This is a genomic window from Caproicibacterium lactatifermentans (genome assembly GCF_013315815.1).
In the GTDB taxonomy this organism is placed as follows: Bacteria; Bacillota; Clostridia; order Oscillospirales; family Acutalibacteraceae; genus Caproicibacterium; species Caproicibacterium lactatifermentans.
In genome coordinates, this window is the sequence record NZ_CP046051.1 from 985745 (window position 1) to 1000536 (window position 14792).

Consider the following 14792-nt stretch of genomic DNA (forward strand, 5'->3'; position numbering starts at 1 on the left):
GAGGCAGCAAAATTCATATGAAAATAATTGTAGACGCGTTCGGCGGCGACAATGCACCGCTGGAGATTATAAAAGGCTGTGCGCAGGCGGTGCAACAGCTGGGGGTAGACATTATCCTGACCGGCCGCAAGGATACCATTGCGCATGTTGCTCGTGAAAATACCGTTTCACTGGACCACATGGAAATTGTGGACTGCCCGGATGTGATGAACATGAACGCTGCTGGAACGGAAATTCTGCGTTCCGGTAAAAATTCCTCCATGGCAGTTGGCTTGCAGCTGCTGGCAAAAGGGAATGGCGATGCTTTTGTCACCGCTGGAAACAGCGGTGCCGTTACTGCTGGCGCTACTTTTTTGGTAAAGCGTATTAAGGGCGTAAAACGAATTGCATTCGCGCCGGTCATTCCCTGCAAAAAGGGATTTTTCATGCTGGTAGATGCCGGTGCCAATGTGGACTGTAAACCGGAAATGCTCAAGCAGTTCGGCATTATGGGCTCCATATATATGAAGCGTGTGATGCAGGTGGAAAGCCCGCGTGTCGGCTTATTAAACGTCGGTACAGAGGAGCACAAGGGCGGCGAGCTGCAGCACGGAGCTTTTGCTCTGTTAAAGGACAGCCCGCTCAACTTCATTGGCAATGTGGAAGCCCGTGATGTGCCGGACGGTGTAGCCAATGTTCTGGTTGCGGACGGCTTTTCCGGCAATGTGTTTCTCAAATCTTTTGAGGGTGTTTCCATGATGGTCCTTGGCCTGTTTAAGGGTGTATTGACGAAAAACATGAAAAACAAGCTGGCGGCTTCTATGGTGCTGGGTGACTTGAAAGCATTGAAAAAACGAATGGATTATAATGAATACGGCGGCGCGCCGCTGTTGGGCTGTGCGAAACCCGTCTTTAAGGCGCACGGCAGTGCTACGGCAAAGACACTGTATAATGCGCTGCGTTTGACAAAATCCTATGTAGAGGGCAATGTGCCTGACGAAATTGCAAAGAGCGTTGCAGCTTATCAGCAAAAGGAAGCAGAGCAGAAAGCGGGGACGGCAGAATGAAGGACCTGTCCGGTTTGGAAAAAAATCTGGGATATACGTTTCAAGACAAACAGCTTTTGCTGAATGCCCTGACGCACTCGTCTTTTGCCAATGAAACGCACGCGCCCGGCGGCAGCAATGAACGGCTGGAATTTTTGGGCGACAGTATTTTGGGCTTTGTTGTAGCGGATTATTTGTACCGCAATTTTCCGGAATGGCCGGAGGGCCGCCTGACCAAAACCCGCGCGGCTTTGGTGTGTGAACAGGCGTGCTGTGATTTTTCCAAGGAGATGGACGTGGGCGCTTACCTGCGTTTGAGCCACGGCGAGCAGAACAGCGGCGGCCGTACCCGCACATCTATTCAGGCGGATGCCTTTGAGTCCATCACGGCTGCTATTTATTTGGACGGCGGTTTTTCTAAGGCAAAGGACTTTATTCTGCGTTTCACGCTGCCGGTCCTAAAAACTCTGCACAGCAAGGCACCATTCCATGACTATAAAACAAAGCTGCAGGAAATCATTCAACATAACCCCGGCGAAAAGCTAACCTATGTCCTCACCGGTGAAAGCGGCCCTGACCATGATAAGCATTTTACGGTGGAAGTCCACTTGAACAGCAATGTTATCGGTAAGGGCGGCGGCCACACCAAAAAGGATGCGGAGCAGCAGGCGGCACGGGAAGCACTGGAACTGATGGGCTATTGAAACACGCAAATGTAGCTATCTTTGTGCCGCACGTTGGTTGCCCGCACCGCTGCAGTTTTTGTGACCAGCGGCTGATTACCGGCAAAACCTTGCTGCCCTCTCCGCAGGATGTACAAGACGCTGCCGAAACAGCTCTGTCTTCTCTGGGGCCTGCTGCGGCCAAAGCGGAGATTGCATTTTTCGGTGGCAGTTTTACTGCAGTGGAAGGCACATATCGCCGCAGCCTTTTGGAGGCGGCGGCGCCGTATGTACGCAGCGGCCGTTTTGCCGGTATCCGTCTTTCTACCCGGCCGGACGCTGTGGATGAAGCCATTCTGGATGAACTTTGCTCGTATGGTGTCACTACCATAGAGCTGGGTGCACAAAGCATGGATAATGCGGTCCTGCAAAAAAATGGCCGCGGCCATACGGTAGAGCAAGTGGCAGATGCTTCCCACCGTATTAAGGCCCGCGGCATTCGGCTGGGTCTGCAGATGATGACCGGCCTACCCGGCGATACGCCTGCAGGCGCTTGGCATACAGCTCGGTGCTTTGCGGCACTTGGTGCAGAAGATGTGCGTATCTATCCGGCAATTGTACTGCCGCATACACAGATGGCCGAGTGGTACCAAAAGGGGCAGTACACGCCGCAGACACTGGAAGAAGCGGTCGATTTATGTACAGGCCTGCTCCAGTATTTTGAAGAGCGGAAAATTCAGGTTATCCGGCTGGGACTGCACGCCTCACCGGAGCTGGAAAAAGACCGCCTAGCGGGACCGTGGCACCCGGCATTTCGTGAATTGTGCGAAAGCCGCCGCTGGCTTTTGCGTATGCAGGAAGTTCTGCGCGGGCAGCCTGCCGGTGATTATCAATTCACCGTGCCGGCAAGGTATCTTTCGCAGGCAAAGGGACAGAAAAAAGCGAATCTTTCTGCTTTGGAACGTCTGGGGTACCGGGTTAGCGTTACTGCGGGCAAGAACTTTTGCCTGTCCGGTAGCGCCGGCCCGATTTTGATAAAGGAGACTTGTACGTATGCGCATCCGTTCCTTGGAAATTCAGGGCTTTAAGACTTTTCCGGACAAAACAGTCCTGCAGCTGCAAAATGGTATTACGGCGGTTGTTGGACCGAATGGAAGCGGAAAAAGCAACCTCAGCGATGCCGTTCGCTGGGTGCTGGGGGAACAGAACGTCCGAACTCTGCGCTGCACCAAAATGGAGGACGTCATTTTTAACGGCACGCCGCAGCGAAAAGCGCAGGGGTATGCCGAAGTTACACTCAACATTGACAATACGGACCGTGCCCTTGCTTTTGATAAAGATGAAGTTGCGGTTACTCGGCGGTACTACCGCAGCGGTGAAAGTGAGTACCTGTTAAACCATGTGGCCATGCGTCTGAAAGATATCAACGAACTGTTTATGGACACTGGCCTTGGTCGAGACGGCTATTCGATTATTGGACAGGGAAAAATAGATGCGATTGTTTCTGCCAAAAGCGAGGACCGGCGTGAAATTTTTGAGGAAGCAGCGGGCATTTCCCGCTGTCGTTACCGTAAAGAAGACAGCGAACGCCAGCTGAGCGCAGCAGAGGATAATTTGGTGCGGCTCAACGATATTCTGGCAGAGCTGAAGGGCCGTGTGGACCCATTAAAGGAACAGAGCGAAAAGGCACAGAAATTTGTTACCTACTCAAATGAGAAGAAAGATTTGCAGATAGCGTTTTGGCTGCGCCAGATGGACCAGTCCGATAAGGCGCTACATACTCATGACGATAAAATTATGCTTGCTCGCACGCAGCAGGAGAAAGCAGAAAAAGAGCTGAACGCGCTGGATCGGGCGGCAGAGCAGAACTTTCAGAAAATTACCGGCTGTGCAGCACAGATTGATGAGGTCCGTCAACAGAGCAGTAGCAAAGAAGAAGCGGCTGCACAAAAGGACAGCGAAGCGGCAGTGCTGGATAGTGACGTGCGCCATGGGAGAGAAACCGTTGGCCGGTTGGAGACTGAGCTTGCCGCAGCGTCACAGGGCAGGGAACATCTACAGCAGGAAGCGGCTGAAAAAGCGGCAAAAATCACGGAACAGAATCAGCAGGAGACACAGCTTTTACAGTCAGAAGATGATGTAAATAAAAAGCTGGAATCCCTGCGTGCAAAGATTCGTGCAAGTTCTGCAGATGCTGAAGACATTTCCCAGCAGCTTTCTCAGCTTGCTTCCCATGCAACAGAAAGCAAGGTAGCGGAAATGACTGCCGCTTCTGCCATGTCTGAAATTGCTGTCCGTGTTTCTCACGCGGCCAGTACAATCAGCGGCAAAGAGGAACTTTTCAATAAGCTGCAGGACTCTCGAAAGGACAGCAGCCAAACATTGGCGGATATGCAGGCACGCATACAGGACATGCGTATTTCTGAACAACAGTGGACCCAGCAGCTGCAGCAGCACCGCCGACAAACCGAAAACCAGAAACAAAAAGCAGACCGTCTGCAGATAGATGCCCGTGAAAGTATCCGCCGCGCATCTTTGCTGGAATCGCTGGAACAAAATATGGAGGGCTTCAGCAGGAGTGTAAAAGTTATTATGCAGGCCTCTGCCCGGGGAACGATTTCCGGTATTTGTGGCCCTGTTTCCCGGCTGATTACAGTGCCGCCAGCGTATACAGTTGCACTGGAAACCGCTCTGGGTGCTTCCATGCAGCACATTGTTGTGCAGACGGAGCAGAATGCCAAAGATGCTATCCGCATGCTAAAGCACCGGGATGCCGGCCGTGCTACCTTTTTACCGCTTGGTAATCTTCGCAGCCGTGTGCTGCAGGAACTAAGTCTTAAGGACTGCGAGGGATTTGTCGGTGTTGCCAGTGAATTGTGTACCAGTGAGCCAACCTACCGTGGTGTAAGGGAAAATCTGCTCGGCCGAATTGCGGTCGCACGGGATTTGGACGCTGCCGTGGAGATTGCACGCCGGTTTCATTACCGGTTCCGTGTGGTTACACTGGACGGGCAGGTTGTCAATACCGGCGGCTCTCTGACTGGCGGCAGCCTTGCACGCAATTCCGGCCTTTTAAGCCGCCGCAGTGAAATTGCGCGCACGCGTGAAAAAGCGCAGGCCCAGACAGCCGAGGCAGAAAAGGCGGCGGCTGCATATCAAAACTGCATGAAAAAGGACGCCGCAGCGGAAGCAGAACTTTCTGCGCTGCGCTCTGGCCTAGCTGCTCGGCAAGAAGACTGTATTCGCATGAAAGCAAACTGTACACAGCTTGAAAAAGATATTTCCAATGTACAGAAAGACATATGTTCACTAAAGGCAGAACAGGCAACTGTTTCACAGCGTCTGTCGGACCAAAAGCAAAAACAGGCTGAGGCCAGAAAACAGTCGTCCCTCTTTGCGGAACAGATGGCGGCTTTGCGGCAAAAAGCAAAGGAATTGACCGACAGCTGCAGCAGTTTGGAACAGCAGAGTGAATCCTGTACGGCTCAGTTACAGCAGCTGCGGCTGCAGCTGCTGTCCGTACGCAAAGACCGTGAAAATCTGCAGGAAGCCCTGCAGCAGTTAGAAATCCGTCAACAGGAGAGCACCTCTCAGGCAGACACACTGCAGATGGAAATCAGAGAACAAAAAGCGTTAATTGTTTCGGCTCAGCAAAAAGCAGCCACGGCACGGGAAGCCGCTGTCCACCTGCACAAAGAGGCTGCTGCGGGCAGCAGCATGATAGAACAGATTAACCAGCACCGTATGCAGCTGGAGCAGCAGGATACACGATTGCGTCAGCAGCAGCGGAACAAAAGCGATGAAAAAGAAACCATTGGCCACGAGCTTACCCGACTGGAAGAACGCCGGACAAATTTGCAGAGACAGTATGACGGCCTTGCTGCCAAATTATGGGATGAGTATGAACTGACACGCCGGGAGGCACAGAAAAGTACGCCGTTGCTGCAGGAGGCGGATATGCCGCAGGCACAGCGCCGTTTAAATGAGCTGAAAGGCCTGATACGCGCGTTGGGAACGGTCAATGTGGCAGCTATTGAAGAATATAAAGAAGTCAGCAAACGGTACGAATTTCTTTCCGTACAAATCGAGGACGTTGAAAAAAGCAGGGACGAGCTGCGGCAGCTGATACGGGACCTAACTCACCAAATGCAGGAGCAGTTTACACTGCGTTTTTCACAGATACGGCGCAACTTTACAGAAACATTTCGGGAGCTTTTTGGCGGTGGAACCGCCAGCTTGGAACTTTCTAATCCAGACGATATTCTTACTTCTGGAATTGATATTACGGTACAACCGCCCGGAAAAATTGTTTCCCATTTGGAAAGCCTTTCCGGCGGAGAAAAGGCTTTGGTTGCAATTGCACTGTATTTTGCCATTATGAAAGTTTCTCCGCCGCCGTTTTGTATGCTGGACGAGATTGATGCGGCACTGGACGATGTCAATGTTTCCCGATTTGCGGCTTATCTTCGCCGTATGTCCCAAAATACGCAGTTCATCGTTATTACTCACCGGCGGGGCTGTATGGAAGAAGCGGATACCCTGTATGGTGTCACCATGCAGGATGAAGGTATCAGTCAGGTGCTGGTGCTGCATCCAAACGAAATTGTGGCATTTAATCATGACCATGAGGAGTAACACTGCCCGGTTTTCGGCAAATAGAATATTTGTGGTGTAACGGAATAATCATAAAAAGTAAATTCTATGGGAAGGAGCCATTCCATGGGGCTGTTTTTAAAAATTAAGGCTGGGCTAAAAAAAACCCGCCGGAACATGAGCGATTCTCTGCACCGTATGCTGCACTCTTTTACGCGCATTGATGAGGACCTGTTTGAGGAGTTAGAGGAACTGCTCGTTATGGGCGATGTCGGTGTTTCTACAGCGGAGCATATCTGTGATATCCTGCGCGGCAAAGTAAAGGAACGCGGCATCAAGGACCCAAATGCCATTTTTGACCTTCTGCGTGAAACGGTAGCGGAAATGCTGCAGGGAGGAGAAGAACTGCACATTTCCACAAAGCCGTCAGTCATTTTGGTGATTGGCGTCAACGGTGTTGGCAAGACTACAACCATCGGCAAGATGGCTGCTCTGCTGCAGAAACAGGGGAAAAAGGTTATCTTGGCAGCAGCGGATACCTTCCGCGCAGCTGCAATCGAGCAACTGCAGGTTTGGGCGGACCGCGCTGGCTGTGATATGGTTTCACAAAGTGAAGGCAGTGACCCGGCAGCCGTTGTATTTGACACCATTTCTGCCGCCAAATCCCGCGGCAACGATGTCATTATCTGTGACACGGCTGGTCGCCTGCACACCAAAAAGAACCTAATGGACGAGCTGGCAAAAATCAACCGTGTCATAGATAGGGAACTGCCGGATGCAGACAAAGAGGTTCTGCTGGTGCTGGACGCAACAACCGGTCAGAATGGCGTCAATCAAGCACGGGAATTTAAAAATGCCGCCGGCATTACCGGTATTGTTTTAACGAAATTGGATGGCACCGCAAAGGGCGGTGTTGTGCTTGCTATTAAGGATGCGCTGGACATTCCAGTTAAGTTTGTCGGCGTAGGGGAACAGCTGGACGACCTGCAGCCATTTGACGCAGATGACTTTGCCCGTGCCCTGTTTGAACGTGACCCGGCCGAAATGGAAGAACTGGAAAAGGAGGAGCGCTGATATGCAGTTTGTGCTTGCCACACATAATCAAAATAAAGTGCACGAATTTTCCAGAATGCTTGCACCGCTTGGCATTGACATTTCCGTTCCGGATGGCCTGCCGGAAGTAGAAGAAAACGGTACAACTTTTGAGGAAAATGCGTTTCTCAAGGCGGCTTCCGCCTGCCGATTTACCGGAAAACCCGCCGTTGCGGATGATTCCGGCTTGTGTGTCCATGAACTGAACGGCCAGCCGGGCATTCACTCGGCACGTTATGCCGGCGAATACGCGACGGACGCGGACCGTATTGTAAAACTGTTGAACGCGCTGCGGAATGTGCCGCAGCCGGACCGGTTGGCGAAGTTTGTCTGCGTTATCTGCTGCGTTTTTCCCAACGGTGACATCATTACTTCCCGCGGTGAGTGCGAAGGTTCCATTGCTTTTGCACCGCAGGGGAACGATGGCTTTGGCTATGACCCCGTGTTTTTGGTCGGAGAGCGTTCCTTTGCCCAGATGAATGCCGAACAAAAAGACGCGGTCAGTCACCGTGGAAATGCGCTACGCTTATTTCAGAAAGACCTACAGGCATACTGTGCGAAACATTTAAAAGATATTTAATGTGGGACAGCAAAAGCCGCTGGCAGAAATTCTGTCAGCGGCTTTTATCAAGTGTTCCGTCAATATATCTTTATAGTGCTCTGCCTGTGGCAAAAGCCTTTTTCATCAGCGGGCTGTCCACTGTCAGCTTCTGTTCGCCGGCACAAATCAGGGTATCGGTCAGCACCATACCCTTGCTGCGGAAGATGCCCAAAAACCAGTTGTATTGTGCCAGATAGGCTTTTTCATCGGTGTTGCCCTGTGCAAACACACCTACCAGCTTAATGCCGGGGTGAAGGCGGCAGATGCCTTTTTCGTCTGTCAAGCAGTAGTGCCGGTTCATAAAGGTAATCATCGGTCCGGTCACCTGCGAATAGTAGTTCGGGCTGCTTAAAATCAGCGCACCGCACTGGTGTAGGTCCTTCCAGTAGGCGGTCAGGTCGTCCTGAATCCGGCAGTCCTTCTGGTTTTTGCGGCAGAAGCCACAGCCCTGACAGCCGTGTACGTTCATCTTGTCCAGCTGATAGACAATGGTTTCATGTCCGGCGGCTTTTGCTCCACGGAGGACCTCCCTTGCCAGTGAGGAAGAAGAACCATTTTCGTTTGCACTGCCCAATACGGCAACAACTTTCATGTAATAAACTTCCTTTCTGTATTTGTCTGGCTGCCATTTTAGCACTTTCTGCGGAGGAAAACAACTTGGACGGTTTCCAATACAGCCGACTTGTAAAATGATGCACCAGAGGAACAAAAATTGCTATACTGGTAGGAGAACAAAAAGGAGGAACTGCTCATGTTGAATACAACACCGCTGACCGCGCTGGCGCAGGGGCAGACTGGAAAGGTTGCCACATTGACGGCAACCGGTTCCATGCGCCGCCGATTACAGGATATTGGGCTGATTGAAGGTACACAGGTGTCCTGTGTACTGCGGGCACCTTCCGGTGACCCAACAGCTTACGCAATACGAGGGGCGGTCATTGCGCTGCGCAGGGGGGACGCCGCGCATGTGCTGCTGGCCGGGGTATAGGCGATGCGCACGGATACCGTCTCCGCCGAAACCGAAACCATTGCACTGGCCGGCAACCCCAATGTCGGAAAGAGCACAGTTTTTAATGCATTGACCGGTCTGCACCAGCACACGGGTAACTGGCCGGGAAAAACAGTGGAAAGCGCACATGGACAGTTTTCGTACCGTGGCCGGCAATACACGCTTGTGGATCTTCCAGGAACCTATTCGTTGTTTGCACATTCTGCAGAAGAAACTGTTGCGCGTGACTTTTTGTGCTTTGGCGGAGCCAGGGCCGCGGTTGTGGTCTGTGACGCGACTTGTTTGGAACGAAACCTGAATCTTGTCCTGCAGACGCTGGAAATCACCGGAAACGTAGTCGTATGTGTAAATCTAATGGACGAAGCGGAAAAGAAGCATATCCATATCGACCTAGAACAGCTTTCCAGTGAATTGGGTGGCGCGCCGGTTGTAGGCGTCAGTGCCCGCAGCGGTGGTCTTTCTGTGCTGGAAGATGCACTGGATACACTTTCTCCGCGGGAAGCCATGCACATGGAATATTCTCCCCAGATAGAACAGGTGGTTGCTCAACTGCTACCGCTTGTTCAGCAACATTGTCCGGACTGCTGTGCCCGCTGGCTGGCGCTGCGGCTGCTGGATAGCGACAAAAGCTTTGCAGAAAGTCTGCATCGTTTCTGCCCCCAGCTTCTGCAGGACCAGAAACTTCAGCAGACACTGCATACTGTAAAGTCCCATCTGCATCAGAACGGCTTTTCCAGTGACACACTGCGGGACCAGATTACTGCTGTGCTGGTCAGCCGAGCGGAAAAAATTTATCAAAAATGTGTCACACGCACGGTCTGTTCGGCGGCCGAACGTGACCAAAAGCTGGACCGCATTCTTACCAGCCGCAGAACCGGCATTCCTATTATGCTCCTTTTGCTGGCGGCGGTGCTTTGGCTGACCATTACCGGAGCCAACTATCCTTCAGAACTCCTGTCAGCTGGACTTTTCTCCCTGCAGAATGTTTTGTGGAATGCGCTGCTGCATGCGGGGGCACCCATGTGGCTTATGAAGCCGCTGATTCTGGGGGTATACCGCACGCTGGCATGGGTTATCAGTGTCATGCTGCCGCCGATGGCAATCTTTTTCCCATGCTTTACGCTATTGGAGGATTTCGGCTATCTGCCACGGGTCGCCTTTAACTTGGACCACTGCTTCCAGCGGGCACATGCCTGCGGCAAGCAGGCACTAACCATGTGACAGCGGAAAAGTATGCGGCTTTTTGCCATATGGAATGATAAATGACGACGAGAAAATAAGGAGAATACAAAATGAATATTCTTATCAGTTCCTGCCTTACCGGACTTTGCTGCCGATACGACGGCGGTGGGAAAACGCTTTCCTGCTTGCCAGAATTGATGCAGCGTTTCCATATGGTGCCATTTTGTCCGGAAATTTACTGCGGAATGCCTACACCGCGCAGTCCAGCCGAAAGGCAAGGAACACAAGTCATCTGTAAAAATGGCAAAGATGTAACTGCCGCTTATCAGCGCGGTGCGGAGGAAGCGCTGAAAATCGTGCATTTGTATCACTGCCCGTATGCAGTCCTGAAAGAACGCAGTCCGTCGTGTGGATTTGGCCAAATATATGACGGCTCCTTTTCAGGGTGTTTGGTAGCAGGCAGCGGTGTCACAGCGGAATTGCTGGCAAAGAATGGCGTCCGAATTTTTGGCGAAAGCCAAGCCAAAAAACTACTGAAAAAGGCGGCAGCTGAAAGCAGACAAACTGTGTTATAATAGACAAAAGATTTTAAAAAAATCGGAGGCGATTCATCATGTCTATTCTGGCGGCATTTGCAGTTCCACATCCACCAATCCTTATGCCGGAGATCGGTCACGGGGAAGAGCACAAAATTCAGAGTACCATAGACGCTTACCGCACAGTTATGCGGCGTGCGGCTGCGCTGCACCCGGAAACGGTCGTTGTGACCAGCCCACATACGGTTCTTTATGCAGATTATTTTCATATCTCACCGGGCGAACAGGCACAGGGCAGCTTTCTGCAGTTTGGTGCGCCGCAGGTTGAGGTGCAGGTTTCCTATGACAGTGCGTTCACAAAAACACTGATGCAACGCTGCGGCGAACGCCACATTCCTGCAGGTACATTTGGGGAGCGCAGCAGTGCACTGGACCATGCAACGATGATACCTCTTCGTTATTTGCAGGAATTTACGTCCAGTTTTCGGGTAGTACGGATTGGCTTATCCGGCCTTTCACCGTTGGTGCATTATCGTTTGGGACAGTGCATTGCTGACACAGCGGAAAAGCTTGGCCGCCGCACGGTCGTCATTGCAAGTGGTGATTTGTCGCATAAGCTGACGCAGGACGGCCCATACGGCTATGCGCCGGAAGGACCGCAGTTTGATAAAGAGACGACGGTCATGCTGCAAAAGGGCGATTTTCTTTCTCTGCTCAGTATGGACCCGGACCTTTGTGAGGCGGCTGCGGAGTGTGGGCTGCGCTCATTTTGGATTATGGCGGGTGCGCTGGACCGTAAAGCTCTGCGAAGCGAACTGCTGTCGTATGAGGGACCATTCGGGGTTGGCTACGGTGTTGCTTCTTTTTTGGTTACAAGTAAAGACAATACCCGGAATTTTGGGGAACAGTATGCTACGGCGGAAAAGAGACGTGCTGCGGTGCGGCAGCAGGCGGAAGACCCATGGGTGCGCCTTGCTCGTTTGAGTTTGGAAACGTATGTAAGGACTGGACAGTATGCTGCCCTGCCGAAAAATCTACCGCCGGAACTCGCCGGTACCCGTGCCGGTGCGTTTGTGTCGCTTAAAAAAGATGGACGCCTGCGCGGCTGTATTGGAACGGTTCAACCGACACAGAAAAGCGTAGCGGAAGAAATTTTAAACAATGCCGTTTCCGCCGCTGTTCATGACCCACGCTTTGGTCCGGTTACACCGGAAGAACTGCCGCAACTTGTCTATAGTGTAGATGTCCTGCAAATGCCGGAGGCGGTTGCATCCTCCAAAGAACTGGACGCAAAACGGTATGGCGTTATCGTACAGAATGGGAACCGCAGCGGATTGCTGCTGCCGAACCTTGCCGGTGTGGATACGGCTGAAGAACAGATTGCGATTGCCCGGCAGAAAGCGGGGATTTCTCCGTATGAGCCAGTTAAGCTGTGGCGCTTTCGGGTGGTGCGTCACACATGAGCACAGTTTGTACACTTTGCCCGCATCACTGTCAACTGGAATCGGGACAGACCGGTCTGTGCCGTGCACGAAAAAATCGGGACGGCACAATACAGTGCAACAATTATGGACAGCTGACAGCTCTTGCGTTGGACCCCATTGAAAAGAAGCCGCTGCGCCGCTTTTATCCGGGCAGCTATATTTTGTCCGTTGGCAGCTATGGCTGCAACCTGCGCTGTCCCTTTTGCCAGAACAGCAGCATATCCATGGCAGGAGAAGAAAGCGGCACGCTTTTTGTTTCACCGGAACAGCTTGTGCAGAAAGCGCAGGAATTTGCGCATGCGCCGCGTGGAAATATTGGTCTTGCTTTTACCTACAATGAGCCGCTGGTAGGATATGAATATGTGCGGGACTGCTCCCAACTGGCACATATAAAAGGATTAAAAACCGTTGTTGTAACCAATGGAATGATTTGTAAGGAGCCGTTTCAAAAGCTTCTGCCGCTGATTGATGCTATTAACATTGACCTCAAGGGCTTTACACCTCAGTATTATCGGCACTTAGGCGGTGACCTGAAAACAGTCATGCAGAATATTGTGCTGGCATTGCAGTTTTGTCATGTTGAAGTGACAACGCTGATTGTGCCCGGTGAGAGTGATTCTGCGAAGGAAATGAGTGCCGAAGCTTCTTGGCTTGCTTCCCTTAGTCCGGATATTCCGCTTCATATCAGTCGGTTCTTTCCTCGGTATCGTGAAGAGGATAAGGAGCCGACACCGGTACACGTGATTTATCATTTGTGTGAAATCGCCCGCCAGTTTCTGCATGATGTGTATCCCGGCAATTGCTGAAAAAGGCAATTTACCGTATATTGTACAACCCAGCAGGAATAGGCTGTGTGGGGTGATGCAGTTATGATTTTAGAGCAGGATTCAGCAGTTTACGAAGTGGAAAACACACAGATAGAGGTGGAACGGATTTATGTTGGGGAGATTCCTTTGCCGGATTTGATTGTTCGTTATTTTCAGGAAGAAAATGCTGCCGGGGACAGTGGTCGGCCGTGAACAACAACGGTGTGGGACAACAAAAACAGTACACGGCCGCTTTGTATATGCGTTTATCGCGGGATGACGGCATAGGGGAAAGCGCAAGCATTGGCACACAGCGGGAAATGCTGCGTAGTTATGCCCAAAAGCATGGCTTTATCATTTTTGATGAATATGTAGATGATGGCTGCAGCGGCACAAACTTTGATCGGCCCGCGTGGAAGCGAATGATTGCGGATATTGAGCAGCATAAAATAAATTTGGTGCTGACAAAGGACCTTTCCCGTTTGGGCAGAGATTATATCACAGCGGGACAGTATACAGAACTATACTTTCCGGCTCACGGCGTTCGCTGTATTGCTGTCAATGATGGGTATGATTCCGCCGGCCCCTATACGGACCTTGTCCCATTTAAAAATGTGATGAACGAATGGTATGCCCGCGACATCTCCCAAAAAATTCGCGGGGCCTTGCATACGAAAATGGAGGCAGGCGCTTTTATTGGAAATTATGCGCCGTATGGTTACCGAAAAGACCCGCAGGACCACAACCGCCTCCTTCCGGATTCGGTATCCGCACCAGTGGTCAAACGAATTTTTCGTATGGCAGCAGATGGCAGACGCCCTTCTGAAATTGCCGAAGCACTGAATCAGCAGGGTATTCCGCCGCCGTCGGTTTACCGAGCACTGCGCCTGTCACAGCAAATGCCTCCGGATTTTTCCAAACGAGGCTGGTCGCCATCTACCATTTGTAAAATGCTGCATAACGTTGTGTATCTTGGCCATATGGTACAAGGAAAAACGACAAAGCTGTCCTTTAAAAGCACCGTCGTTCTGCAAAATGCGCCGGAAAATCGGGTGCTGGTTCGCAGCACGCATGAACCGCTTGTTCCGCAAAGAGTATTTGATTTGGTACAGAAGCATACGGTATCCCGCCGCCCGGCCGCACAGGGAACTTTTGTAAATCTTTTCTCCGGCCTTGCAAAATGTGCGGATTGCGGACGAAACCTTTCTTCCAGCGGGACTGGACAGAAAGGGAAAAAAGGTTTGGTTTGCAGCGGATATAAGTTATATGGCAGAAAAACTTGTTCCAGCCATTTCATTCGCTATACGGTTCTTTGTCAGGCGGTGCTTAGGGACCTGCGTGTGCAGTTAAATTTGTCCTCAACACAGCGGCAGCAGGTCCTACATGACATGCAGCAGAACATACCGAAGGCCATATCGGACAGCGAGCAGCAGGAAATAGCAGACCTGCAGACACGTCAGCGCAAGCTAAAGCAAATTTTGCGTCAACTGTATGAGGACCATGTCAGTGGTTTGCTGTCGGACAGCCGCTTTCAAGACTTGCTTGCTTCCTTTGGAAAGGAACAGCGGGCTCTGACGGCACAGCTGTCCGTACTGCGGCCGAGAACAGCGGCTTCAAAGTCTCAGATTGCCGATATACACTGGCTGGAGACTTTCTGCCGTGTTCCGGAACTGACGCAGGATTTACTGTTTGCTTTTATTAAACGCATTGATGTAGGGCAGGCCGTCTGTATACAGGGCGGCCGTGCATACCGTCGACAGCATATCACGATTGTTTATGCTTTTTCTAAGCCGGAAAAATAA

General features: G+C 51.5%; 14 protein-coding genes. 13 read left to right on the plus strand and 1 reads right to left on the minus strand.

Annotated features, from left to right (window positions below; genetic code table 11):
• Positions 1-17: 17 nt before the first annotated feature.
• The 6 genes from plsX (at position 18) to rdgB (ending at position 7952) form a co-directional block, all read left to right on the plus strand.
• Complete coding sequence (plsX, locus tag GJQ69_RS04785) at positions 18-1046, plus strand: phosphate acyltransferase PlsX (RefSeq protein WP_086035820.1); 1029 nt, start codon at positions 18-20, stop codon at positions 1044-1046.
• Positions 1043-1729, plus strand: a complete 687-nt coding sequence (gene rnc, locus GJQ69_RS04790) for a ribonuclease III (RefSeq protein ID WP_086035819.1) — start codon at positions 1043-1045, stop codon at positions 1727-1729. The genes plsX and rnc overlap by 4 nt, the downstream gene beginning before the upstream one ends.
• Positions 1726-2775, plus strand: a complete 1050-nt coding sequence (locus tag GJQ69_RS04795; protein ID WP_086035818.1) for an elongator complex protein 3 — start codon at positions 1726-1728, stop codon at positions 2773-2775. The genes rnc and GJQ69_RS04795 overlap by 4 nt, the downstream gene beginning before the upstream one ends.
• Complete coding sequence (gene smc, locus GJQ69_RS04800; RefSeq protein ID WP_174193108.1) at positions 2741-6322, plus strand: chromosome segregation protein SMC; 3582 nt, start codon at positions 2741-2743, stop codon at positions 6320-6322. Before GJQ69_RS04795 ends, smc begins: the two co-directional genes overlap by 35 nt.
• Before the next feature lie 84 nt (positions 6323-6406).
• Complete coding sequence (gene ftsY, locus GJQ69_RS04805) at positions 6407-7354, plus strand: signal recognition particle-docking protein FtsY (RefSeq protein WP_174193110.1); 948 nt, start codon at positions 6407-6409, stop codon at positions 7352-7354.
• Position 7355: 1 nt separating this feature from the next.
• Entirely contained in the window at positions 7356-7952 is a 597-nt protein-coding gene (gene rdgB / locus GJQ69_RS04810) for an RdgB/HAM1 family non-canonical purine NTP pyrophosphatase (RefSeq protein WP_086035815.1), read from the plus strand.
• A 70-nt stretch (positions 7953-8022) separates the two neighbouring features.
• Here rdgB and GJQ69_RS04815 read toward each other — a convergent pair whose 3' ends face one another.
• A complete protein-coding gene (locus GJQ69_RS04815) occupies positions 8023-8565 on the minus strand; it encodes a flavodoxin family protein (RefSeq protein WP_174193112.1) in 543 nt (180 codons plus the stop codon).
• A 159-nt stretch (positions 8566-8724) separates the two neighbouring features.
• Between GJQ69_RS04815 and GJQ69_RS04820 the strand changes: the two genes are divergently transcribed.
• The 7 genes from GJQ69_RS04820 to GJQ69_RS04850 all read left to right on the plus strand — a co-directional run bounded on the left by GJQ69_RS04820 (position 8725) and on the right by GJQ69_RS04850 (position 14792).
• Positions 8725-8961, plus strand: a complete 237-nt coding sequence (locus tag GJQ69_RS04820) for a FeoA family protein (protein ID WP_174193114.1) — start codon at positions 8725-8727, stop codon at positions 8959-8961.
• Positions 8962-8964: 3 nt separating this feature from the next.
• Positions 8965-10203, plus strand: a complete 1239-nt coding sequence (locus tag GJQ69_RS04825; protein WP_174193116.1) for a FeoB small GTPase domain-containing protein — start codon at positions 8965-8967, stop codon at positions 10201-10203.
• Between the two features lie 71 nt (positions 10204-10274).
• Positions 10275-10739: a 2-thiouracil desulfurase family protein gene (locus tag GJQ69_RS04830; protein WP_174193118.1), complete on the plus strand. Its 465-nt coding sequence runs from the start codon at positions 10275-10277 to the stop codon at positions 10737-10739.
• Between the two features lie 38 nt (positions 10740-10777).
• Positions 10778-12163, plus strand: coding sequence for an AmmeMemoRadiSam system protein A (gene amrA / locus GJQ69_RS04835; protein ID WP_174193120.1), 1386 nt, complete (start codon positions 10778-10780; stop codon positions 12161-12163).
• On the plus strand, positions 12160-12990 hold the full coding sequence (gene amrS / locus GJQ69_RS04840; protein ID WP_174193122.1) for an AmmeMemoRadiSam system radical SAM enzyme: 831 nt from the start codon (positions 12160-12162) through the stop codon (positions 12988-12990). Before amrA ends, amrS begins: the two co-directional genes overlap by 4 nt.
• A gap of 45 nt (positions 12991-13035) precedes the next feature.
• A complete protein-coding gene (locus GJQ69_RS04845) occupies positions 13036-13203 on the plus strand; it encodes a hypothetical protein (RefSeq protein WP_157658937.1) in 168 nt (55 codons plus the stop codon).
• Entirely contained in the window at positions 13200-14792 is a 1593-nt protein-coding gene (locus tag GJQ69_RS04850) for a recombinase family protein (RefSeq protein WP_174193124.1), read from the plus strand. Before GJQ69_RS04845 ends, GJQ69_RS04850 begins: the two co-directional genes overlap by 4 nt.

Coding starts and splice junctions, on each gene's coding strand:
- GJQ69_RS04815 (WP_174193112.1), bottom strand. CDS start 8,565: ATGAAAGTTGTTGCCGTATTGGGCAGTGCAAACGAAAATGGTTCTTCT.
- ftsY (WP_174193110.1), top strand. CDS start 6,407: ATGGGGCTGTTTTTAAAAATTAAGGCTGGGCTAAAAAAAACCCGCCGG.
- amrA (WP_174193120.1), top strand. CDS start 10,778: ATGTCTATTCTGGCGGCATTTGCAGTTCCACATCCACCAATCCTTATG.
- GJQ69_RS04830 (WP_174193118.1), top strand. CDS start 10,275: ATGAATATTCTTATCAGTTCCTGCCTTACCGGACTTTGCTGCCGATAC.
- plsX (WP_086035820.1), top strand. CDS start 18: ATGAAAATAATTGTAGACGCGTTCGGCGGCGACAATGCACCGCTGGAG.
- rdgB (WP_086035815.1), top strand. CDS start 7,356: ATGCAGTTTGTGCTTGCCACACATAATCAAAATAAAGTGCACGAATTT.
- GJQ69_RS04820 (WP_174193114.1), top strand. CDS start 8,725: ATGTTGAATACAACACCGCTGACCGCGCTGGCGCAGGGGCAGACTGGA.
- amrS (WP_174193122.1), top strand. CDS start 12,160: ATGAGCACAGTTTGTACACTTTGCCCGCATCACTGTCAACTGGAATCG.
- GJQ69_RS04825 (WP_174193116.1), top strand. CDS start 8,965: ATGCGCACGGATACCGTCTCCGCCGAAACCGAAACCATTGCACTGGCC.
- smc (WP_174193108.1), top strand. CDS start 2,741: ATGCGCATCCGTTCCTTGGAAATTCAGGGCTTTAAGACTTTTCCGGAC.
- rnc (WP_086035819.1), top strand. CDS start 1,043: ATGAAGGACCTGTCCGGTTTGGAAAAAAATCTGGGATATACGTTTCAA.